The sequence below is a fragment of the Pseudomonas sp. Pseusp3 genome, assembly GCF_047304225.1.
GTDB classification, from domain to species: Bacteria; Pseudomonadota; Gammaproteobacteria; order Pseudomonadales; family Pseudomonadaceae; genus Aquipseudomonas; species Aquipseudomonas fluorescens_CD.
This window is the reverse complement of the sequence record NZ_JBGLYV010000009.1, coordinates 68,452-92,749: the sequence shown is the minus strand read 5'-3', so window position 1 is coordinate 92,749 and position 24,298 is coordinate 68,452. Positions and strand designations below refer to the sequence as shown.

Below are 24,298 nucleotides of genomic sequence, written 5' to 3'. Positions count from 1 at the left end.
AATAAACCCCCTCACCAGACGTTCTACTGGGTATCTGCCTCAAGACCCAAGGAACCCTCTGCTCATGACCCAGCCATCGCGCGGTGCAATTCATGAATTGTTCACCCTCCTGAAACCGTTCCGGCTCGTCGTCAGTCTGTCGATCCTTCTGGGCATGGTCGGCGGCCTGAGCGTGACGGTGCTGCTGGCGACCATCAACAACGCGCTGCACTCGCCGGACGGTCTGACCCAAGGCGTGGTTGCCCTGTTCGGCGGTCTGTGCCTGCTCGCCCTGGGCAGTTCGATCTGCTCGGATATCGGCACCAATTACGTCGGCCAGCACATCATCGCCAGGCTGCGCAAAACGCTTGGGGAGAAAGTCCTTTCGGCGCCCATCGAGCAGATCGAGCGCTACCGCAGCCACCGGCTGATCCCGGTACTGACCCACGACGTCGACACCATCAGCGACTTCGCCTTCGCCTTCGCGCCGCTGGCGATTTCCCTGACCGTGACCCTCGGCTGCATGGGTTATCTGGCGCTGTTGTCGTGGCCGATGTTCCTGATGATGGTCCTGGCGATTGTCATCGGCACCGGCATCCAGTTCTACGCGCAGGGCAAGGGCATCCAGGGTTTCATGGCCGCCCGCGACGCCGAAGACGATTTGCAAAAGCACTACAACGCCATTGCCGGCGGCGCCAAGGAATTGCGCATCCACCGCCCGCGCCGCCAGCGCATGTTCGTCAAGGGCATCCAGGGCACTGCCGATTTCATCTGCGACACCCAGGTGCGTTCGATCAACACCTTCGTGATCGCCAAGACCCTGGGTTCGATGCTGTTTTTCGTGGTCATCGGCCTGGCACTGGCCCTGCAATCCCTCTGGCCCAGCGCCGACAAGGCGGTGATGAGCGGCTTCGTGCTGGTGCTGCTGTACATGAAAGGCCCGATCGAACATCTGGTCAGCACGTTGCCGATCGTGAGCCGCGCACGGATTGCCTTCCGCCGTATCGCCGAGCTGTCGAGCCAGTTCTCCTCGCCCGAGCCACACCTGCTACTCAACGACAACGGCATCCGGCCAACCGTGGTCGACAGCCTGCAGTTGAACAACGTCAGCTACGCCTTCCCCGCCGCACCCGGCAGCGATGCGTTTCGCCTGGGGCCGGTGAACCTGACCATCGAGCAAGGCGACATCATTTTCATCGTCGGCGAAAACGGCTGCGGCAAGACCACGCTGATCAAGTTGCTGCTGGGGCTCTACGCGCCACAGCAGGGTTCGATCCTGCTCAACGGCCAAGGCATCGATGCGCAGAATCGCGACGACTACCGCCAGTTGTTCACCACGATTTTTGCCGACTACTACCTGTTCGATGACGTGGTACAGGGCGACCGCCACATTCCCGAAGATGCCAACGCCTACCTGCAACGGCTGGAGATCGCACACAAGGTCAGCGTCAGGGACGGCAGTTTCACCACCACCGACCTGTCCACCGGCCAGCGCAAGCGCCTGGCGCTGGTCAATGCCTGGCTGGAAGAACGCCCGGTGCTGGTGTTCGACGAATGGGCTGCCGACCAGGACCCGACCTTCCGCCGCATCTTCTACACCGAGCTGCTGCCGGACCTGAAACGCCTGGGCAAGACCATCATCGTCATCTCCCACGACGACCGCTATTTCGACATGGCCGATCAACTGGTGCGCATGGAATCGGGCCGGGTCGTCACCGAGCGCGCAACGGCCTGACGGTCAGTGCCGCGCGCAGATCATTGTTTTTTTGAAGTTTGTTTTCCGGTTTAGCCAAAGCGGTCCGTCTAATAATAATTATCATTAACTAAAAAACTGCACACACCATTCTGGAGCGATTCGAGCAATGCAAAGCCCTACCCTGTCCCGCGCGCCGTTGGCATTAGCCATCGAACGGCAAAAGAAATTCCGAACGGTCGTGCCGGGCGCGCTGTTGACCCTGTTGCTGCTGGGAACTACCCAGGTCGAGGCTGCTCCGGTGAACGTCAATGTGCCGTCCCAGTCGCTGGCCAGTGCATTGCGCCAGCTGGGCCAGCAGACCAATCTGCAGATTCTCTACAGCCAGGACCTGGTCAACGGCATCAAGTCCACGGCGGTGTCCGGCAACATGGAACCGGAACAGGCACTGAAAACCTTGCTGCTGGGGAGCGGCATCAATTTTCAGTTGAATGGCAACACCGTGTCGCTGGTGCCGTCGGCCGGAGACTCCAGTGCATTGCAGTTGGGTGCGACGTCCATTACCGGCCTGGCGCTGGGGCCGACCACCGAAGGCTCGCACTCCTATACCACCAATGAAGTCAGCATCGGCAAGGGCAACATCAAGCTCAAGGACATCCCGCAGTCGGTGTCCGTCGTCACGCGCCAGCGCATGGACGACCAGAATTTGAACAGCCTGCAGGACGCCCTGCGCCAGGTCACCGGCGTGACCGTCAAGACCTACAACTCCGGCTCCAGCCTCAACGACATCTTCATGCGCGGCTTCCTCGTTGACCAGGTGCAGGTCGACGGCGTCTCGCAGCCGACCGGCCAGGGCGACATGGGCACCAGTTTCGACCTGGCGATGTACGACCGTATCGAAGTACTGCGTGGCCCGGCGGGCCTGTACCAGGGCGCTGGCGAACCCGGCGGCACGATCAACGTGGTGCGCAAGCGCGCCCTGAGCAAATTCGCCCTCGGGGGTGAACTGGCCGCCGGCTCCTATGATCGCTACCGTTCTTCGGTGGACGTCACCGGCCCGTTGAACGACGAGGGCACCGTGCGCGGTCGCTTCATCACCGCCTACGAGAACAACAAGTCCTTCGTCGACTACGCGAAGAACGAACGCCCGATGGTCTACGGCCGCCTGGAATTCGACCTCGACCCGGTCACCACCCTGTCGGTTGGCGGCGCCTACCAGAAGAACAACTCCACCCCGGCGTTCGGTTTGCCGGCCTACGCCGACGGCAAACTGCTCGACGTTCCTCGCTCGACCTTCGTCGATGCCAAGTGGAACACCCTCAACGAAAAAGTCTGGGAAACCTTCGCCGAACTCGACCACGAACTGGACAACGGCGGTCAGTTCAAGACCACCCTGACCTACCGCGATGCCGAAACCCCGCAGCGTAACTTCACCTGGGCCGACGGCGCGGTCGACCCGGCCACCGGTGACAGCTGGGCCGTGGCCTACGACTACTACACCCACATCAAGACCATCGGCGTCGACAGCTTCGTGACCACGCCGTTCGAGTTCGCCAATCGCCGGCACGAGTTCACCCTGGGCGCCGAGTACCAGCACCTGGACAAGGACTTCACCTACGGCGGCGGCGAGTACTTCCCGATCAACGTGTTCGATCCGGGCAGCATCGACATTCCCCGCAAAGACTATGCGCACGTCAACGGCAACTGGTCCAAGTCCGATCAGTATGGCGTCTACACCCGCGCCAAGTTCGACGTCACCGACTGGCTCGATGTCATCGGCGGCAGCCGTGTGACCTGGTACGAAAGCGACGCGAAGAACGCCAACGCCTTCTTCAACAACTTCGGCCAGGCCCACACCAGCATCAACCGCAAGGTCGTGCCGTACGGCGCCGTCATCGGCAAGATCACCCCGGAACTGTCGACCTACTTCAGCTACACCGGCGTGTTCAAACCGCAGAGCGAAATCGGAACGAACGGCGAGCCGGTCGGCCCGCGCGAAGGCAAGCAGTACGAGATCGGCCTCAAGCGCGAGTTCTACGACGGCCGCCTGAACGCCAGCATCGCCGCCTTCCGCATCTACGATGAAAACCGCGCCGAATACGACAACAACTCCGGTGCCTACATGACCGAAGGCAAGGCACGCAGCGAGGGTTGGGAAACCGAGCTGAGCGGCAACCTGACCGATAACTGGAGCATCGTCACCGGTTACGCCTACACCTCCACCAAGTTCCTGGACGGCGACCAGGCCAACAAAGGCAAGACCTTCAGCACCATCACGCCCAAGCACAACTACAACCTGTGGACCAAGTACGAGTTCACCGACGGTCCGCTCAAGGACTTCAGCGTCGGCGGTGGCGTGCGTGTGGTCAGCGAAACCTACTTCCAGCGTGACGTGAAGTTCCGGCAAGGCGGTTTTGCCGTCACCACGGCGCAGGTCGGCTACAAGTTCAACGAAAACCTGTCGTCGACACTGACCGCCAACAACCTGTTCGATCGCAAGTACTACGACCGCGTCGATGCCTCCTGGGGCACCAACTTCTACGGCGACCCGCGCACCGTAACCCTGAGCCTGCGCGCGCAGTACTGATAACTGAGTGCCCCCACCTGTAGGAGCGAGCTCGCTCGCGATGGTCGTTAACGATTACGCGTATTTACTGGTTAAACGCGGCGCCTGTGAGTTCATCGCGAGCGGGCTCGCTCCTACAGTGGCTGCGCGGCGGCCCCGGGTTGTCCGGTATCGACGGCTGACTGCTTCCACCTGTAGGAGCGAGCATGCTCGCGATGGTCGTTAACGATAACGCGTGCTCACTGGTTAAACGCTGCGCCTGTGAGTCCATCGCGAGCGAGCTCGCTCCTACAGTGGCTGGCGCGGCGAACCCGATGGCTGACTGCTTCCACCTGTAGGAGCGAGCATGCTCGCGATGGTCGTTAACAATAACGCGTGCTTACTGGTAAAACGCTGCACCTGTGAGTCCATCGCGAGCGGGCTCGCTCCTACAGTGGCCCGGTTCCGTTTTCTGCTTGCGCGGCGGCCCTGAGTTGTTCGGTATCGGCGCGGACAAAGATGGAGTCCCCGACAGCGGTCAGGACATCCCCGGCGAAAACTTCGCAAATGACCCGGCTTTTGCGTCCGACATCGCCCTCGACTTTTGCACGCAGCGTCAGGCGTACCCCCATCGGGGTGGGCTTGATGAACTTGATGCCCAGGTTACCGGTGACGCAGGTGATGTGGGGCAAACTGCCTACCTCGCGCTGTTCTGCCCGATAGTGATAAGCCATTGCCGCCCAGTTGGAGTGGCAATCGACCAGCATCGCGATCAAACCGCCGTAGACCAGGTCCGGCCAGCCGCAGTACTTGTCATCGGGCATATGCTCCGCCATGACATGCACCCCGTCTTCATGCCAGAAGCTCTTGATGTGCAGCCCGTGCGGATTCTGGCTGCCGCAGCCATAACAAACACCCTCTGGCGCGGCGATGTCTTGTAGTGAAGTGTTCTGCGTGGTCATACCGTGTCCATCCTTAATACTGGCGGCGAATCGTCGTGGTTCAAAGCGGCTGATCAATAAGGAGGAGATGCTTTCACCTTTCCCAGCGGGACCGAGCGGCGGGCAGCATCGGGCCGTAATGATCATACACAGCGGTTACCGGGCGAAAAAGTAGGTCAGGCACTTCAAAAGCGATGTCCCATTTTCTATGGGACATCCACCAACGACTTCATATGCGTCGCAAAATCATCCTGTATCGGCCGGAACCCGCAGCGGAGGTAAAAGGCAGCGCCCTCGGGTGTGTCCGTGGACAGTCGCACAATGCGAAAATACTCAGACGCCACTTCCAGCAGGTGCTGCACCAACGCTTTACCCACGTTCTGGCCCCTTGATGCACGTGCGACGTAGACCCGCCGTAATCGCCCTACATCCGGTTCGGCAAATGGGTCTGATGAAAGACCTCCCACGGCAATCAGCCGCCCGTTCCGGAACACTCCGAAAAGACACTCACCCTGCTGATCGAATCGATTGGCACCGCTTTCCCATTCCTCGATCAATCGGGAGAGGAACCTGAAGCCTTCGGCAACGGCCTGCGTTTCCAGCTCCCGGATTTGCGGTGTAATCCCTGAGATTTTAATAATTGCCAATGGGTCCGTTGACGTGACCACTTGCAGGTTACTGCCAGACTTGTCTGTGAGGTTCGCTCCGCACCCGGCTTTCAAGACTCACTCTCGGTAGCGTTTACGGGCGTGCACAGCTCAACCAGCGTTCCGTCAGGGCATCGAACGTAAGACACGGTTTGCCCCCAGGGCTTGGTAGTCGGAGCAGCGATTTCGCTGGCGCCTGCTTGAATCGCTTTGGCATGGGCCGCCGGGACATCCCCGGTCACCAGCCCGACTTCGATGCCTAACGGTTTGAGGGATGAGTGCGCCGGGACATGACCGGTGCTGAAGTTCGATGCGGCCAGTTCATCGGCGGCGAATGCCAGCGCAGTTTCGCCGGTTTCCAGTTCGCCATAGGTGCCAGACTCATGGATGAACCGAACGCTGAGCCCGAAGGCCGATGAGAAGAACTTGAGAGAGGCTTCTACATCCTTGACGTAGATGATCAGGTAGCCAAATTTCATGAACGAACATTCCTTGTCGTGCCAATCGAGCGGTGAATCTAGCAGTTTTGAGTGAAGTGTCGAGGGACATCAATCCGAAAATCCCATCAGACGTTTCCCGTTTATTTGTTCGAAACACAATCGGTGCAGAAATCAGATCGTCGCTGACAAACACCAGTCAGTAGCACTTGTTTAAGCGCCCTACAGGTTGCTTCGTGAAAGCCACAACACCTTGCGTCGTTGCCTACAGGTACGCCAGAATCCGCCGGCTTGTGCGCCTTGGGGGTCGTCGGTAACTTGATTCGGGTCACTGATTGTCAGTGATCGGGTTTAGTAGCCCGTGGTCTTATCAGCAAGGTGTAGAAGCGCTATCAGTCAGGCCTGACTGAATTTGATGGTGGCTGTACGCAGGGCGCTTCGGCGCGCCGGTAAATGCTGATCTCCCCGGTCTACTAACCTGCGTCCAGCCGCCACCCTTCTTTTAGTAGAGAAGAATGAGCGGCTCCATTCAGGAGTAATCAGCTTATGTTCAAGGTCACACCCAATCCGCCGGATTCCGACCCGGCCTCCCCGCACGAAAGCCTCGATCACCACCTCAACCCGGGCCCCAACATCATGGCCACACCGCGCGCACCCTGCACGATGTTCATCGTCAATCCCGAACTCAGTACCGAAACCCTGCTGGTGCATGCGTGCGAATCGCTAGCGTCGGCCAATGTCATGGCCAACGATCTGGTGGATCATCTGCAGGGGACAAGCCGCAATGCGCTGTTGGGGATTGCGCAGGTGATCATGCTGGGGGAACTGGCGGTGAATCGGGCGCTGGATCGGCTTGATCCGCCCTAGTTATCTGAGTCGGCGCAAAACAAACTGTAGGAGCGAGCTTGCTCGCGATGGATTCAAAGGCGCTGCGTTTAGCCAGTAAACACGCGTTATCGTTAACGACCATCGCGAGCAAGCTCGCTCCTACAGGGGGACGGCGTGGCTGATCACCACGCCACGCGTCAGGCCAGACTCTCGCCGATCTGCGCCGCCAGTTGCGCCAGCATCCCCGGCACTTCCTGGACCATTTCGCCCATGCGCGCAAAGTCGTGGGTCATGCCGGTCTTCACGTCCAGCACCACGGGTTGCCCCGCGGTACGCAGTTTCTCGGCCCAGGCCAGGCCTTCATCGAGCAACGGGTCGTACTCGGCCAGCCACAGGACGGTGGGTGTCAGACTATGCAAACGCTCGGCGTACAGCGGTGAAAAACGCCAGTCGCTGCGGTCGGCTTCGCTGCGTTGGTATTGCTGGTAGAACCACTCCAGCGTCGTGGCCTCCAGCAGATAGCCTTCGGCGAATCGCGCAAGAGACGGGCGTTTTTTTACCGCGTCGATCACCGGATACAGCAGCACTTGCAGACGCGGCACAAGCGGCCATCCCAATGGGTCATGGGCGATGGCGATACACAGCGATGCCACCAGACTGCCGCCGACGCTGTCCCCGGCCAGTGCGATCCGTCTCGCGTCCAGGCCCAACGCTTTGGCGCCGGTAATCGCCAGCCAACGGGCGATGTCTTCGGCGTCGTTGAAAGCCGTTGGAAAACGGTGTTCAGGTGCCAGCCGATAATCTGCCGACAACACGGCAAACTCCCCTGCCAGCGCCAGACGCCGGCACAGGGTGTCGTGGGAATCGAGGCTGCCCACCACGTACCCGCCGCCATGGAAGTACAACAGCACCGGGCGCGGCTCGTTGCCCGGTTGCGGTCTGGCGTACAGCCGCGCGTTGAGCATATGCCCGTCCCGCGCCGTAATGCTGAGCGCAGATACCGTCAGCGCCCCTGCCGGAGCCGCATCGAGAAGCTGTGACGTCTGTTCGAATTGCTGCCGCGCTTCGCTCGGGCTCAGCTCATGCATGGGTTGGCTTTTGCCGCTGAGGCGGCCGAACTCGGCCAGCTCTAGAAATCCCTCGATGTCCGGGTGCAGTGCCATGGGCGGTAGTCTCCAAAAATAAACAGGCTCGCCCAATAAACGAACCGTGAGGACCGTTCATTAGGGCGAGCCTGTTTTTGTCGCGGGCAAGCCCTAGAGCTGCGGTACCACCTCCCGGCCAAGCAGCGCCACCACGGCGTCCAGGCATTCGTCCTGTTGCAGGATATCGAAGTGGCCCGCCGTTACAGTCTGCACCTTGCGCAGCCGTGGTTGCTGACGCTCCAGGGTCGCGCGTTCGGCCGTCGGGTTGCCATCGGCCCACCAGCAATGCAGCTCGGCCTGTGGTATCGGCAAGGTCTCGACCTGCCGCGACAGCGCCTTCAAGCGCGTGCTGACCATGAACGTCTGGGCCAACTCATCGGCACCGAGCAGCGCGTACCCGCTGGCCTGATCACTTTCGCTGTCGATCACCGCGCGAATGATCCGCGCCACCGCGTCGTGGTCGCCCGCCGACTCGCTACTCAACGCCTGGTCAATCACCTCGCCATCCATGCCCAACGTTGCACCCAAGAACTCGGCCAGATCCACACGCCACTCATCCGGGCTGGCGACGGCATTGGCCTGGGTTGGCACAAAACTGTCCACCAGGCCGACGAATGCCACCCGCTGGCCTTGCTGTTCGAACAAATCACTCACCAGCAACGCCAACGCCCCGCCCAGCGACCAGCCCAGCACGTGGTACGGCCCCTGAGGTTGCCGGGCGCGGATCGCCTCGACGTAGTCGGCGGCCATCTGCGCAAGCGAGGTGTCGTGCCACTGCCGGTCGAGCAGCATCCGGCATTGCACGCCGTACACCGTGCGCTCGCCATCCAGGCGCCGGGCCAATGGCTCGTAATCGAACACCGTGCCGAAACCGGCGTGCAGGCAGAACAGCGGCGGCTGATCATCGACCACCTGATTGAGCAACAGCAGCGGTTGCGGGCGCTGCCGCAGCGGCTGCTCATCGACACCGGACAGCCCGGCAATCGTCGGCCTGGCCATCATGTCGCGCAGTTTCAACTGGAAGCCCGGCTGATTCAGGGCACGGACTTTCGAGATCACCTTGAGGGTGCGCAGCGAATCGCCACCCAACTCGAAGAAGTTGTCGGTGATACCGACCTTGTCGATGCCCAGCACCTGTTGCCAGATGTCCGCCAACGCCCATTCCAGTGGCGTGCGCGGTGCCACGTAGTCACGGCCGGTGAAGGCCGGATCCGGCAAGGCCTTGCGGTCGAGCTTGCCGTTGGGGGTCAACGGGAAGCACGGCAGCACCACGACCTGGGTCGGCACCATGTAGTCGGGTAGGCTCTCGCGCAATGCCGCCTGGCAACGCGGGCCGAGGCCCTCGTCCTCAGCCGCCACCACATAGCCCACCAGTTGCGGCCCCTGGCCGTTGTCACGCACCACCACCAGCGCATCGTTGACCCCGGCGTGCTCGCGCAAGCGCGCTTCGATTTCGCCCAGCTCGATGCGGAAGCCGCGTACCTTGACCTGATGGTCGATACGCCCGACGTAATCGAACACGCCATCCTCGCGGCGGCGCACCAGGTCGCCGGTGCGGTACAGGCGCCCGCCTTCGGTGCTGAAAGGATCGGCGACGAAGCGCTCGGCGCTCAGCCACGGGTGACGATGGTAGCCGCGCGCGACACCCCGTCCGCCAATGTACAGCTCACCGACCATGCCCACCGGCAGCGGGTTGAGGTCCATGTCCAGCACGTGCAGGCTGCGGCTGCCGACGCGTTGGCCAATCGGCGCGTACATCGCCTGGCAATGGCCGTCGGCGGCGATTTTCCACAGCAGCGGCGTGACCACGGTTTCAGTCGGCCCGTAGCCGTTGACCAGGTATTGCGGCTTGAGCCTGTGTTTGACCCGCTCGAACGTCGCGTCCGGCACCGCATCGCCACCGAAGCAATAGATGCGCACCGGCGGCGGCTCACCGCCCTGCAATTCGGCGTGCTCGGCCAGTTGCAGCAGGTACGCCGGCGGGAAGCAGGCGACGCTGATGCGCTGGCGGTGCAGCACGGCCAGGGTCTGTTCGGCGGTCCACAAGGTGTTGTCGCGGATCACCAGGGTGGAACCGCTGATCAGCGCGGTGATCCAGCGTTCATGGGCGCCATCGAAGGCGAACGACATGAAATGCAGTTCGCGATTGTCCGGGTCCATTTCGTACAGCTCGGCGATGGCTTGCACGTGCATGCTCAATGGCCCGTGGGCCACGGCGACGCTTTTCGGTTTGCCGGTCGAACCGGAGGTGTAGATCAGGTAGGCCAATTGCTCGGCGTGCACAGTGCGTTGCGGCGTCGGCACGTCGATGTCGAGGTCCAGGCGGTCCACCGCGACCATGGCCGTGCCGGGATCAAGCTGCGCCGAATCGCGCAGCCGTTCCTGGGTCAGCAGCAAGCGCATGTCGCTGTCGGCCATCATGTAGCGCAGGCGTTCCTGCGGGTATTGCGGGTCCAGCGGCACATAGGCGGCACCGCACTTCATCACCGCCAACAGCGACACCACCAGCTCCAGCGAACGCTCCATGAACACGCCGATCACGTCTTCGGCCTGCACGCCTTGTTCCAGCAGATGCACCGCCAAAGCATCGGAGCGCCGGTCCAGCTCGGCGTAGCTCAAGTGTTCGGCATCGCGGTCGGCATGGCTCAGGACCAGCGCCGTGTGATCCGGTTGTCGGCGCGCACGCTGACGGATCAGCTCGTGCACCGGCGTCTCGTCACCGTCGGCCACTACCGGCCGTTCGCCGTCCAGCGCCCGGCCTTCGTCCAGGGTCAACAGGCCCAGCTCGCCGACGGCGCGTCCGGCGTTGTCACACAGGCGCTGCAGCAGGCTTTCCATGTGGCTGCGCAGGATTTCGACGGTCGCCAGATCGAACTGATCGCGCTGGTGCATGTACTCGATGCGCAGCCCCTCGTCGAGGCTGACCATCAGGTCCATGGCAAAGCTGGTCAGGCCGAAGTCGCTGACGTCTTCGAAGCGCAGCGAGTCGCCGTTCCATTCGCGCAGGGTGCGGTCCACCGGCTGGTTTTCGAAGACGATGATGCTGTCGAACAACGCCTGCCCGCCCTGCCCGGCCCAGCGCTGGATATCGCTGAGCGGTGTTTGCTGGAAGTCGCGGATGTCGAGGTTATAGGCCTGGATCTCGCGCAGCCAGTCACCGACGTTCATGTCGGTCGGCACCGTGTTGACCACCGGCAAGGTGTTGATGAACAACCCGAGCATGTTTTCCGAGCCGTTGAGGGTTTCCGGACGTCCGGACACGGTGGCGCCGAACGTCACCGTGCGCTGGCCGGTGTAGCGCTGCAACAGCAACAGCCACGCGGCTTGCACCAGGGTGTTGAGCGTCACTTGCTGTTGCTGGGCAAAGGCCTGCAATCCTGCGGTCTGCCCGGCACTCAGATGCGTATAGATCGCGTGGTAACCCGCTTGCGGCGCCTTGACCGGCAAGGCGCGGGCCAGATGCGTGGCGCCTTCGAGGTTACTGAGTTTGCCTTTCCAGAACGCCTCGCTGGCCTCCGCTGCTTGCTGACCGAGCCAGTCGATGTAGTCGCGATAAGCGGCCACCGGCTCGTGCTCATCACCACGGTAATGGCGCAGCACTTCACCGATCAGGCGCGACACGCTCCAGCCGTCCATGAGGATGTGGTGGTAGGTCCAGATCAGGCGATAGCGGTCGTCTTCCATACGCACCAGCAACAGGCGCAGCAAGGGTGCACGGTTCAGCGAGAAGCCGCGTTCGCGTTCCTCCCGGGCCAGTTGGCGGACGCGCCCAGGCTGATCATCCAGCCCGCGCCAGTCCAGTTCGGTCAACAGCGAAGGCGCATCGCGCCGCACCACTTGCAGCGGCTCCTTATCGCCTTCCCAGAGGAATGCGGTGCGCAGAATTGCATGACGGCGGGCGGCATCGGCCCAGGCTTCACGGAAGCGCGTACCGTCAACGCCGCGCACGCCCACTTCGATCTGGTTGACGTAGAGCCCCGATTCGCCGTCCTGCACCGAGTGAAACAGCATGCCTTGCTGCATCGGCGACAGCGGATAGACGTCTTCGACTTCGTCCGCCGTCAAATCCAGCGCTTGATACTGCGCGTCACTCAGCTCGATTTTCGCTGCCGGTGCAACCAACGCCAGCCCGGTTTCATCCGCCACGACCGGTTGGGCCACCGTAGCCAGCTCGGCCAGGGTCGGATGGCTGAACACGTCCTTGGGGGAAATGCTCAAACCGGCCTTGCGTGCGCGGCTGACGGCCTGGATCGAGACGATAGAGTCGCCGCCCAGTTCGAAGAAGTTGTCGTGCATGCCCACCTGCGGCACTTCGAACAACGCTTGCCACACCCCTTGCAACGTCGATTCCACGGTATTGCGCGGCGCGACGTACTCGCGCACTTGCTGGTCCGGTTGTGGCAGCGCGCGGCGGTCAAGCTTGCCGTTGGGCGTGACCGGCAACTGATCGAGCAGCAGCACGTGGCTCGGCTGCATGTGTTCGGGCAGCGCCTGACGCAGATGTTGTTTGAGTGGCTCGATGGCGGCATCACCTACGACATAGGCCACCAACTGTTTGGATTTGCCGACATCGAGGGCGATCACCACCGCTTCGCGCACCGACGGATGCTCCAGCAGGCAGGCTTCGATTTCCCCCAGCTCGATACGCAAGCCGCGGATCTTCACTTGATGGTCGATGCGCCCGACGTATTCGATCACGCCGTCTTTGCGGTAACGCGCCAGGTCGCCGGTGCGATACAGGCGCCCACCCTGCTCGCCAAACGGGCTGGCGACGAAACGCTCGGCGGTCAGGTCCGGACGGCGATGGTAACCACGAGCCAGGCCGATGCCACCCAGGTACAGCTCACCTACGCAACCCGCCACTTGCGGTTGCAGGCTGTCGTCGAGGATGTAGGTCACCAGGTTGGCAATCGGCTGGCCGATCGGCACGCTGATGCCGCCGTCGTCGACGCAGGTCCAATGGGTCACGTCGATGGCCGCTTCGGTCGGGCCATACAGGTTGTACAGGCCAACGTTCGGCAGCACTTGGAACAGGCTGCGCTGCAAATCCGCCGACAACGCTTCGCCGCTGCACAGGATCTGGCGCAGGCTGACGCACCGTTCGAAAGCTTCGCCCTGGACAAACGCCTGCAACATCGACGGCACGAAATGCAGGGTGCTGACCCGGTACTGCTCGATCAGGCTGACCAGTTGCGCCGGATCGCGATGGGCACCCGGTTCGGCCACGGCCAGGCGCGCGCCGGTCATCAACGGCCAGAAGAACTCCCAGACCGACACGTCGAAACTGAACGGGGTTTTCTGCAGCACGGTGTCGCGTCCGTCCAGCGGATAGGCGCCCTGCATCCACGCCAGACGGTTGTACAAGGCATCGTGACGGTTGGCCGCGCCCTTGGGTTTCCCCGTGGAGCCAGAGGTGTAGATCATGTAGGCCAGCGATTGCAACTCGACCACGCAGGGCAGGTTTTCTTCGCTCAGGCCATCGAGCAATCCGCCCAGGTCGTCGAGACAAATCGCCGTGGTGGCGGCCGGAATCGGCAACTGCGCAAGCAGATGACGCTGGGTCAACAGCAAGTGCACGCCACTGTCGTCGAACATGTGCTCCAGGCGTTCGCGTGGGTAGTCCGGGTCCAGCGGCACGTAGGCGCCACCGGCCTTCATGATTGCCAGCAGACCGATGACCAGCTCCAGCGAACGTTCGGCCGCGATACCCACCAACACCTCGGCGCCCACACCCTGGCTGCGCAGCAGGTGCGCCAGGCGGTTGGCCCGTTGGTTGAGCTCGCGATAACTCAGGGGCTGGCCGGCAAACACCAGGGCCGGGGCCTCGGGGGTTTGCAGTACCTGGGCTTCGAAGCACTGGTAGACCGGGCGCACATCCGCCCAGCTCCGCGCAGTGCGGTTGAAGCCTTCGACCTGCTGCGCGGTTTGCGCGGCATCGAGCAGGCTCAAGCGCCCCAATGGCTGTTGCGGTGCACTGACCATGGCATCGAGCAACGCAACCAAACGTGTGCCCAGACCTTCGATTGCCTCGGCGCTGAACAGCGCCGTGTCGTAGTTGAAACGCAGGTCCAGGCAGTCGCCCAGCTCGGCGGCAATCGCCAAGGGGAAACTGGTCTGGTCGTGATGAGTGATCCCGGAGAATTTCAACGCGCTACTGTTGCCCTCCTCCAGCGCTTGCGCCACCGGGTAGTTTTCGAACACCAGAAGGGTGTCGAACAGCGCCTCGCCGGAGTGACCGGCCCAGCGCTGCACGTCCGCCAGCGGTGTGAATTCGACTTCGCGCAACCGCAGGTTGAGCGCCTGGACTTCATCGATCCATTGGCTGACCGTGCGCTCGGGGTGCGGTGTGGCGATCACCGGCAAGGTGTTGATGAACAGACCGATCTGCTGCTCGATGCCTTGCAATTCGCTCGGGCGCCCCGACACCGTGGCGCCGAACGCCACGGTTGGCTGCCCGGTGTGGCGCTGCAATATCAACAGCCATGCCGCTTGCAGCAGGGTGTTGGGCGTGACGCGGGCCTGGCGGGCAAACCCGTTCAGACGCTCGGTGGCCGCGCGGCCCAGGCTCAGGTGCAGGGTGCGATGACCACCCTGCCCTGCAACCGACCCCGGCAAGGCACCGGCCAATCGCGTTGGCTCGGTGAACGACTGCAATTGCTCCAGCCAGAAGGCTTCGCACGCGGCACGGTCGCGAGTCCCCAGCCACGCCATGTAATCGCGGTAACGGCCAACACCCGGCGCGGGCAGGACGCCGGAGTAGCGCTGCAGCACTTCACCGAACAACTGCGAGGTGCTCCAGCCGTCCAGCAGGATGTGGTGGTTGGTGAAGATCAGGTGATGGTTGTCACCGGCAGTCTGCACCAGGGTCAGGCGCAGCAACGGCGCCGCCGTCAGGTCGAAACCGCGCAGGCGGTCATCCTCGGCCAGACGCTCCAGCGCCTGGGGCAGATCAGGCCGGTCGCGCCAGTCGAGCACGGTCAGCGGCAACGTGGCGTCGGCCAGGATCACTTGCAGCGGTCGCGAGCCATTGCTCTCGCTGAAGAACGCCGCGCGCAGCACTTCATGGCGCTCCAGCGTCTGCTGCCAGGCATTGCGGAAGGCCTCGACGTCCAGCCCCTGCACATCCACGCGCATCTGCGGGACGTAGGCACCGGCATCCGGGGCGAACAGGCTGTGGAACAACATGCCCTGTTGCATAGGCGACAACGGCAGGATGTCTTCGATCTGGCTGGCCGCCAGCGGCAAGGCATCCAGTTGCACCTGATCGACGTGCACCAGCGGCACGTCGCTCGGGGTCAACCCGCCGGCACCGCTGAGGCAATGTTCGATCAGCTGTTGCAGTTCAGCGGTGTAGGCATCGGCCAGGCGCTGCACCGTTTGCGGTTTGAACACTTCGCTGCTGAAGGTCCAGCTCAGGCGCAGTTGCCCGGCATACACCTGGCCGTTGATGCTCAGGCCCCGGTCCAGTTCGGCCGACGCGCCCTGCTCGGCGCCACCGCTTTCCCTGGCCGGACGCCACGGCGCCTGCTCGTCGAAGCTGGCGTCGAACTGGCCCATGTAGTTGAAGGTGACTTGGGGTGACGGCAAATCCTCAAGGCCGGCATCGGCCAGATAACGCAGTATGCCGAAGCCGATGCCTTTGTCGGGCACGGCGCGCAGCTGTTCCTTGACGGCCTTGATGCTGCCGGCCAGATCGCCAGCCGGGGTGAGTTTCACCGGAAAAATCGAGGTGAACCAGCCCAGGGTGCGGGTCAGGTCGATGTCGTCGAACAGGTCTTCGCGGCCGTGGCCTTCGAGCTTCACCAGCGTCGACGACTGGCCGGTCCATTGGCCCAGCACCCGCGCCAGGGCGGTCAACAACAGGTCGTTGACCTGGGTGCGGTAAGCCGCCGGAGCATCTTGCAGCAGTTGGCGGGTGAAGGTGCTGTCGAGCACGGTTTCCACACTCACCGCATGCTGGCTGGCCAGGCTGCCGTCGGGGTTGTCGGCGGGCAGCTCCAGTGCGACTTCGTGGTATTGGGCTTGCCAGTAAGCGGCTTGCGCCTCCAGTTCCGGGCTGCGGGCATGCCGTTGCAAATGTGCGGCCCAGGCCTGGTAGGCGCTGGTCTTGGCCGGCAGGCGCAACGGCTCGGCCTGACGTGCTTGAGCGTAAGCGGTTTGCAGGTCTTCAAGCAGCAGACGCCAGGACACGCCGTCCACCGCCAGGTGGTGCACCACCAGCAGCAGGCGTTGGCCTGCGGCGCCCATGTCCACCAGCAAGGCACGCAACAGCGGGCCGTCCTGCAAGCTCAGGCTGGCTTGCGCGTCGTTGCACAGGTCAAGCAGCTCATCGGCGTTTGCCGCCTGACGCTGCCACAGCACCTCGGCGCTGCTCCAGTGCTCGGCTTGTGCCTGATGCCACACGCCATTTACCTGATGCCAGCGCAAACGCAGGGCATCGTGATGTTCCAGCAACGCCGCCAGCGCTTGTTGCAGGCAGCCGCTGTCCAATGGCTCGTGCAGTTCCAGCAATACCGACTGGTTCCAGTGATGACGGGCCTCGATGGCTTGCTCGAAGAACCAGTGCTGGATCGGCGTCAGCAGCACTTCGCCGCGCACCGGACCCTGATCGATGACCAGCCCGGCACTGCGTACCGCGACCTTTGCCAGGCTCTGTACGGTCTGGTGCTGGAACAGATCGCGCGGGGTGATGCGGATCCCGGCCTGACGGGCGCGGCTGACCACCTGGATCGAGATGATCGAGTCGCCGCCCAGTTCGAAGAAGTTGTCGTCGATGCCGACGCGCTCGAGCCTGAGCACGTCTTGCCAGATCGCCGCCAACCCGGTTTGCAGTTCATCCATCGGCGCCGTGTAAGCCTGCTGCAGCAGCACCGCGTCGGGCTTGGGCAATGCACCGCGATCGAGTTTGCCGTTGCTGGTCAGCGGCCAGTGATCGAGTTTGATCAGGTGCGCCGGCACCATGTAGTCCGGCAAACCGGCCTGCAAATGTTCGCGCAGGGACTGGCGCAGATCGCTGTCGTTGTGGCTAACCGTGAACCACGCGACCAGTTGCGGGCTGCCATTGACCTCAGGTGCCAACACCAATGCTTGCTCGATGGCCGGATGGCTTTGCAGGCGGTCCTGGATTTCCCCCAGCTCGATGCGAAAGCCACGGATCTTCACCTGATGGTCGATACGCCCGGCGTACTCGATGCTGCCATCGGCGCAGTAACGCGCCAGATCGCCGGTTCGATACAGACGCGCGCCCGACTCGGCGGCGAACAGGTCCGGCACAAACCGCGTGGCGGTCAGATCGGCACGCTGGTGATAACCCCGGGCCAGGCCGGCGCCGCCAACGTAAAGCTCACCAACGCAGCCCTTGGCCACCGGGTTCAGGCGCGGGTCGAGCACGTACCAGCGCAGGTCGCCGATCGGTTCCCCCAGCGGCGAGCTGTTGGCGCCATCAAGGTCAGCGCGGGACAGCGGTCGCCAGGTCACGTGCACCGTGGTTTCGGTGATGCCATACATGTTGATCAGCAACGGCTGCCGGTCGTCGAAGGCGTCGTACCACGGACGCAGGCTGGCCACGTCCAGCGCCTCGCCCCCAAACACCACATAACGCAGGGCCATGTGTGGCGCGTTGGCGCAGGCGAACGGCATCAGTTGACGGAAGGCCGAAGGGGTCTGGTTGAGTACCGTGACACCCTCATCACTGAGTAAACGCGCGAAGTCCTCCGGGGAGCGGCTGACCGCGTGGGGCACCACCACCAGCTTGCCGCCGTAGAACAACGCGCCAAAGATTTCCCACACGGAAAAGTCGAAGGCATAGGAGTGGAACAGGCTCCAGACATCGTCCGCGTTGAAACCGAACCAGTGCTCGGTGGCGCTGAACAGGCGCGTCAGGTTGCTGTGGGGCAGCAGCGTGCCTTTGGGTTTGCCGGTGGAACCGGAGGTGTAGATGACGTAGGCCAGGTTCGCGGGAACGGTGAGGTTGGGCAGGTTGTCGGCACTGGCTTCCAACAGCCAGTCGCTGGCGTGATCGAGGCAGATCACCTCAACGCCCTGGTTCAACGGCAGGCGCGGCATCAGTGCCGAATCGGTCAGCAACAGGCGCGTGCCGCTGTCGGCGAGCATCCAGGCCAGGCGATCCTGCGGGTACTCTGGGTCCAGCGGCACATAGGCGCCACCGGCCTTGAGAATCGCCAGCAGGCTGACAATCATCTCCAGCGAACGCTCCAGAGCGATGCCCACCAACACGTCCGGGCCGACGCCGCGCTCGCGCAGACGATGGGCGATGCGGTTGGCGCGGCTGTTCAGTTCGGCGTAAGTGAGGGTGATGCCGAAGCAGGTCACGGCAATGTTGTGCGGGTGCGCGGCGGCCTGGGCTTCGATCAGTTGATGGGCACACAACAGGTTCGCCTGATCGCCGCTCAACACCGCACTGCGATTCCAGTCCAGCAAGGTGGCCTGCTGCTCGGCGGCGTCGAGCATGGACAGGTCCGCGAGGGCAACCGTGCTGTCAGTGCAAATCGCCTGCAACAGGTTCAGCCAGTGCCGGCCGAGACGCTCGATGGTCGAGGCGTCGAACAGTTCGGTGGCGTAGACGAATGACGCATGGATGCCCGCGTCACCCTCGACGGTGTCGAGCATCAGGTCGAACTTGGTGGTTTTCTCATCCCAGATCAGCGGTTCGACGCTCAGCCCCGGCAAGTCCCAGCGTTGCACACCGCCGCTGTCGCGCAGGTGGTTGAACATCACCTGGAACAGCGGCGTGTGGCTCAGGCTGCGTTCGACGCCCAAGCCATCGACCAGTTGCTCGAACGGCAGGTCCTGATGGGCCTGCGCGCCGAGTGCCGCGGCCTTGATCTCGGCCAGCAATTGCACGAATGGCTGGTCGGCCCGGGGCTGGCTGCGCAGCACTTGGGTGTTGACGAAAAAGCCCAGCAGATTTTCCACGTCCTGGCGGGTGCGGTTGGCAATCGGCACGCCGACGCGAATGTCCTGTTCACCGCTGTAACGATGCAACAACGCCTGCAACGCGGCCATCAGCACCATGAACAGGGTGCAGCCTTCACGGCGGGCGAGCTCACGCAGTCGAGCGGTCAGTGCGGCAGAGATGTCCAGCTCGACGCTGGCACCCTGCTGGCTCGGGATCGCCGGGCGACGACGGTCGGTCGGCAGGTTCAGTGGCGGGTGTTCGTTACCCAGCTGCCGGCGCCAATAGTCGAGCTGGCGCTCAGCCTCGCCCGCCTCCAGCCACAGGCGCTGCCAGCGGGCGAAGTCAGCGTATTGAATGCCCGGCTCCGGTAGCTGCGCGTTCTGCCCGGCGCTCAATTGCCCGTAGAGTTGGGTGAATTCCTGCAACAGGATCGGCAGCGAGCCGCCATCGGTGACGATGTGGTGCAAGGTCAGCACCAGTACATGTTGCTGCGCATCGAGGCGAATCAAGCGGCAACGCATCAACGGGCCGTGCTGCAGGTCGAATGGCTGCCCGGCGTTGAGGGCGATCTGGCGTTGCAGTTCGACCTCGTTGGCCGCCGTGGCCTCGACCAGCGGGGTGTCCATCTGCGGGTGGATGTGTTGCAGCACTTGCCGGTCATCGAAGACAAAGGTGGTGCGCAACACTTCATGACGTTGCACCAGAGTCACCAGGGTTTGCGCCAGCGCATCGCGGTCCAGCTCACCGCTCAGGCGGAAGGCTCCGGTCAGGTTGTAAGCGGTGGCCTGGGGTTGCATCTGCCAGAGGAACCACAAGCGCTGCTGCGCGTAGGACGCTGGCAACGTGTCGACGATGCGGTCCCGTGGCGGAATCGGCAGCAATTCAAGGGTCAGCCCCTGAGCGTGCATCTTCTGTTGCAACGCACGCCGGGCGTCCGTGCTCAAGCCGCAGAAACGCTGGGCCAGGGTCATCATTCTGTCCGGTGCGGCACTCATTGCGCGTGTTCCTCATCCACTTCGTCGAACAACGCTTCGAGGGCGTCTACATCGTTTTCCTGGTGTTCACTTTGCTGGCGGAACTGCTCGATTTCCGCCGCCAGACGTTCCAGGGTGTCACCGTCGAAAAACAGCTTGAGCGGGATCGCCAGGTTCAGTTCCTCCTGAATCCGCGCACGAATGCGCGTGACCAACAGCGAGTGCCCGCCGAGTTCGAAGAAGCTGTCGTGTACGCCGACGCGCTCCACGTGCAACGCTTCGGCCCAAATCGCCGCCAGGGTTTTTTCCAGGTCGTTGCGCGGTGCAACGAAGGCGCTGCGACGCACGTCGAGATCGAGCAGGGCCTGGCGATTGAGTTTGCCGTTGGGCATCAGCGGGAAACGCTCCAGCACCTGCAAGCGCGCCGGCTGCATGTGCTCGGGCAGAGCCTCGGCCAGGTGGCTGCGCAACTCGTTGAGGCGGATGTCGGCGGTGTCGGCCGGGGACACCGCAAAGCCCAACAGCTGCGGGCCGGTCGGGGTTTGGTCGGCAATCACGGCGGCGTCCTCGATACCCGGCGCACTGCGCATGGCCGCTTCGATCTCGCCCAACTCGATGCGGAAACCACGGATTTTCACCTGGTGGTCGACCCGGCCCAGATACTCCAGCACGCCATCGGCGCGATAGCGCGCCAGGTCGCCGGTGCGGTACAGGCGCTGGCCCGTGCTCGCGGTGAATGAGTCCGGAACAAAGCGCTCGGCCGTCAGCGTGGCGCGCTGCAGATAACCCCGGGCAATGCCGGTACCACCGACATACAACTCGCCTTCGACGCCCACGGCCACCGGTTGCAGGTCCGGGCCGAGCACGTGGATGCGCATGCCGGCAATCGGCTGGCCGATGGGAATGCTGTCGTCGTCATTGCCCAGGGGCAGTTCCCAGGCCGAACACCACACGGTGCCTTCGGTCGGGCCGTATTCGTTGACCAGCGCCACCCCTGGCAGTGCCTCGCGATGTCGCTGCAGCAGCGCGTTGCTGCAGGCTTCGCCGGCGACAATCACACAGGCCAGGGCGTGGCGGTCGAGGTGTTCGAGTATCTGCGCGTGATAGGAGGGCAAGGTCAGGTAGTGGGAAATCTCTTCCTGCTTGATCAGCGCCGCCAGTCTGGCCGGATCCTTGTAGCTGTCTTCGTCCGGCAGGCACAGGGTCGCGCCCTGCCCCAGCGCCCAGAAAACCCCGGCCACCGAGCTGTCGAAGGAGAACGACGAGAGCATCAGGAATGCGCGCAGCGGCTGGCGGTAAAAAGCATTGCGCGCCAGGGTCGAGGCCAGGGCGTTGGCATGACTGATCATCACGCCCTTGGGTTTGCCGGTGGAACCGGAGGTGTAGATGACGTAGGCCAGATTGGCGCTGTCGCCCTGAGGCGAAGGTTCGGTTTGTGCGGCGGACCAGACTTCGGCCCCCGGCATCAGGGAAATGGTCCGCTCACTGTGCAACGCTTCGGGCAACGGCTGACAGGCCAGCACCTGGCGCGCGCCGGTGTCGGCGAGCATGAACGCCAGACGCTCGATCGGGTAGTTCGGGTCCAGCGGCAAGTACGCCGCACCGGCCTTGAGCGTGCCCAACAACGCAATGACCATTTCCAGCGAGCGTTGGCCGTAGACCGCAACGATTTCATCCGGGGTCACGCCTTGGGTGCGCAAGGTATTGGCCACCTGGTTGGAGCGTGCATCCAGTTCGGCATAAGTCAGGCGTTGGCCGTTGACGCTCAGGGCAATGCGTTGCGGATGCAGGCGCGCCTGTTCGCTGAACAACTCTTGCAGGAAACGGCACGGCAATGCCTGCTCGGTGGCGTTCGGGTTGAAGCCTTCGATCAGACGGGTTCGTTGCGCCGCACTGACCAGATCCGCCTGAGCCAGGGTCAATTCGGACGACGTCAACAACTGGCGACTGAACTCGGCAAACTGCTCTAGCCACTCGGTCAGCATCGATTCTGGCAACGCTCCGTCAAGACACGACAACTGCAACTGATCGCCCTGCACGCGCAGGCGCAGGACTTCGGGGTTGGCGTCGTCCACCTCGATACCGCTCTCGATACTGGCCTGATAGACGAAGCCGTAGCGCAATGGCGCGGTGCCTTCGGCGCTCAACTCGAACTCGTTGAGGCAGTCGAGCCAGGACAGCGACTGCTCGACGTTGGCCACAAAGGTTGCCGATGCTTGTGCCAGTGTCTGCTGGCTACGGTGCTCGAACGCCACCGGCAAACGTCGGGCGAAACGGCCGAGGGTGGCGGCGGTTTGCTCGTTGCGACCGTCCACCTGCCAGCCCATCAGCAACTTTTCCTGTTGGCCGATGCGCGCGACGAACGCGGTCCACAGCCATAACGCCAATTGCTCTGCCTCTACGCCAGTTTCACCAGCAGCCCGTTGCACTGCGGTGCACCAGTTGGCGTCGGTGAGTGCAGCCTGATGGCGAGCCAGGGATACTTCGGCAGCCTTTTCGAACGGCAAACGATGGGCCACGGCGAACTGCTGTTGCAGGTTGCGCCAGAACGCCGCGCCCTGGTGGCCGATGTCTTCTTCACGCAGCTCTTCCTGCCACGCGCTGTAGTCCAGGTATTGCAGTGCATCCTCGTCGTCGGCCAGGGTTTCGCCGCGCAACAGGCTGGCCAGTTCGGCCGACAGCACCCGCAGAGAGGCCTCGTCGAAGCTGCATGCCGGGGTCAGCAGGGTGATGAAATGCTGCCCTGCTTCGCCTTCGACCGGCGCCACCACCAGCCCTTGATTCGAATCTTCAACCATGACTTCACGGCTGCGGCTCAAGGCCTCGGCCACCGAAGGCTGGTTGCCCAGCAGCGTGACCGGCAGCGCATCGCACAGGCTCTGCACCGGCCATTTCATGCCCGGCAGACGGCGGTACACCGTACGCAGAATTTCATGGCGCCGGCCGAGTGTTTCCACGGCTCTGCACAACACCTGAGCTTCCACCGGCCTGGCGAGCGGCAATGTCAGTGCGGCGAACAGCGGCCGGGCACCCAGCTCCTGGGCACGCAAATAAAAGGCCTGCTGGGCCGAAGTCTGGAATACGTCTACCGAGGGTTCGAGGGCGGTGGTGTTCATGTCGGGTGTCCTTATTCCTGATCCAGGTCGGCGCTTTTCTGCGCGATGGCCATGGCCGTGAGGATTTTTCTGTAGCCGGTGAATTCGTTGCGCGCATGCACGCTGAGGATGTTGTCGAGCAGGACCACGTCGCCTTTCTCCCAGGCGAACTCCACCATCACCTCGCGGTAGATGCCTTGCAGGTGGCGGATCACCTCGTCGGGAATCGGCGAGCCGTCGCCGAAGAAGGTGTTCTGCGGCAAATCCTGCGGGCCGAACTCACGCAGCAGGTTGTCGCGGATACTGTCCGGCAGGGTCAGTGCATTGAAGAAGGTGCCGTGGTTGAACCAGATGCGCTCGCCGCTCAGCGGGTGGCGCACGATGGCCGGACCGTTCTGCCGGGTGCGCAGGCGGTTGCCGGATTTCCACTCGGCCAGGATGCCGATTTTGGCGCAGTAGGCTTCGACCTCGGCGCGATCCTCGCTCTGGAACACGGTCTGCCACGGCAGCCCCATGCCGTCGCCGTAGTTGCGCACGTACATGATGCGTTTACGGGCAAACTCTTCGCGCACCGCCGGGTCGATCCGCGCCAGGATCTGGCGGGTATCACCGAACGGCGTTTCACCGCCGGTGGTCGACGGGGTGTCGCAGTAGAAGTACAGGTGACGCGGGAACACCGGCGAATACGAGTGTTCGTTGTGCGGGAAGATCTTCTCCGGCGCCGGGTAATCGGTGGAGCTGTAGATCTTGAACTGACCGCTGATCTGGGTCCGTGGCGAGGCGCGGAACAGGTACTCCAGGGCACCGCCGGAAATCGCGTCGACGCAGCGGTTGAACTCACCGATATCGGCCACCTGGAAACCACGGAACAGGATCACCGCATGTTCCAGCAGCTTGCTTTCGATCAGCGCGCGATTCTGGCTCGCCCATTCCACCAGGCTCACGCCAGACACGGCCGGACGGCACACCAGCGGCATGCTGTGGCCTTCGAACATCGGCGCAAAACTCACCAGTCGCGTCGGATCGGTGGACAGGCTTTTGCGGGCACCACGACCCATCTTGGGAATGGACTTGGTCGTTGAAACGGTCATAAACC

General features: G+C 63.0%; 10 protein-coding genes. 3 read left to right on the top strand and 7 right to left on the bottom strand.

Features of this window, described 5'->3' with window-relative positions; all coding sequences use genetic code 11:
- Positions 1-64: 64 nt before the first annotated feature.
- Together ACCD00_RS05340 and ACCD00_RS05335 are read left to right on the top strand one after the other, a co-directional pair.
- The gene (locus tag ACCD00_RS05340) at positions 65-1,714 is read left to right on the top strand and encodes a cyclic peptide export ABC transporter (protein WP_413422567.1); all 1,650 of its coding nucleotides are present in this window, start codon (positions 65-67) and stop codon (positions 1,712-1,714) included.
- 127 nt (positions 1,715-1,841) lie between these two features.
- Positions 1,842-4,259, top strand: a complete 2,418-nt coding sequence (locus ACCD00_RS05335) for a TonB-dependent siderophore receptor (protein ID WP_413422565.1) — start codon at positions 1,842-1,844, stop codon at positions 4,257-4,259.
- Positions 4,260-4,666: 407 nt separating this feature from the next.
- Here the strand turns inward: ACCD00_RS05335 and ACCD00_RS05330 are convergent, their stop codons facing one another.
- The 3 genes from ACCD00_RS05330 to ACCD00_RS05320 all read right to left on the bottom strand — a co-directional run bounded on the left by ACCD00_RS05330 (position 4,667) and on the right by ACCD00_RS05320 (position 6,284).
- On the bottom strand, positions 4,667-5,179 hold the full coding sequence (locus ACCD00_RS05330) for a PaaI family thioesterase (protein ID WP_413422563.1): 513 nt from the start codon (positions 5,177-5,179) through the stop codon (positions 4,667-4,669).
- 185 nt (positions 5,180-5,364) lie between these two features.
- Positions 5,365-5,826, bottom strand: coding sequence for a GNAT family N-acetyltransferase (locus ACCD00_RS05325; RefSeq protein WP_413422579.1), 462 nt, complete (start codon positions 5,824-5,826; stop codon positions 5,365-5,367).
- A 50-nt stretch (positions 5,827-5,876) separates the two neighbouring features.
- On the bottom strand, positions 5,877-6,284 hold the full coding sequence (locus tag ACCD00_RS05320; RefSeq protein WP_413422561.1) for a VOC family protein: 408 nt from the start codon (positions 6,282-6,284) through the stop codon (positions 5,877-5,879).
- 504 nt (positions 6,285-6,788) lie between these two features.
- On the opposite strand from ACCD00_RS05320, the gene ACCD00_RS05315 reads away from it, so the two are divergent.
- A complete protein-coding gene (locus ACCD00_RS05315) occupies positions 6,789-7,109 on the top strand; it encodes a DUF6124 family protein (protein WP_413422559.1) in 321 nt (106 codons plus the stop codon).
- A 158-nt stretch (positions 7,110-7,267) separates the two neighbouring features.
- Here ACCD00_RS05315 and ACCD00_RS05310 read toward each other — a convergent pair whose 3' ends face one another.
- The 4 genes from ACCD00_RS05310 to ACCD00_RS05295 form a co-directional block, all read right to left on the bottom strand.
- On the bottom strand, positions 7,268-8,233 hold the full coding sequence (locus ACCD00_RS05310; RefSeq protein WP_413422557.1) for an alpha/beta hydrolase: 966 nt from the start codon (positions 8,231-8,233) through the stop codon (positions 7,268-7,270).
- Positions 8,234-8,326: 93 nt separating this feature from the next.
- Entirely contained in the window at positions 8,327-20,128 is an 11,802-nt protein-coding gene (locus ACCD00_RS05305; RefSeq protein ID WP_413422555.1) for an amino acid adenylation domain-containing protein, read from the bottom strand.
- Positions 20,125-23,223 carry a non-ribosomal peptide synthetase gene (locus ACCD00_RS05300; protein ID WP_413422553.1) on the bottom strand — a complete coding sequence of 1,033 codons (3,099 nt, stop codon included), beginning with the start codon at positions 23,221-23,223 and terminating at the stop codon, positions 20,125-20,127. The genes ACCD00_RS05305 and ACCD00_RS05300 overlap by 4 nt, the downstream gene beginning before the upstream one ends.
- An 11-nt stretch (positions 23,224-23,234) precedes the next feature.
- Complete coding sequence (locus ACCD00_RS05295; RefSeq protein ID WP_413422551.1) at positions 23,235-24,293, bottom strand: TauD/TfdA family dioxygenase; 1,059 nt, start codon at positions 24,291-24,293, stop codon at positions 23,235-23,237.
- Between the last annotated feature and the right edge of the window lie 5 nt (positions 24,294-24,298).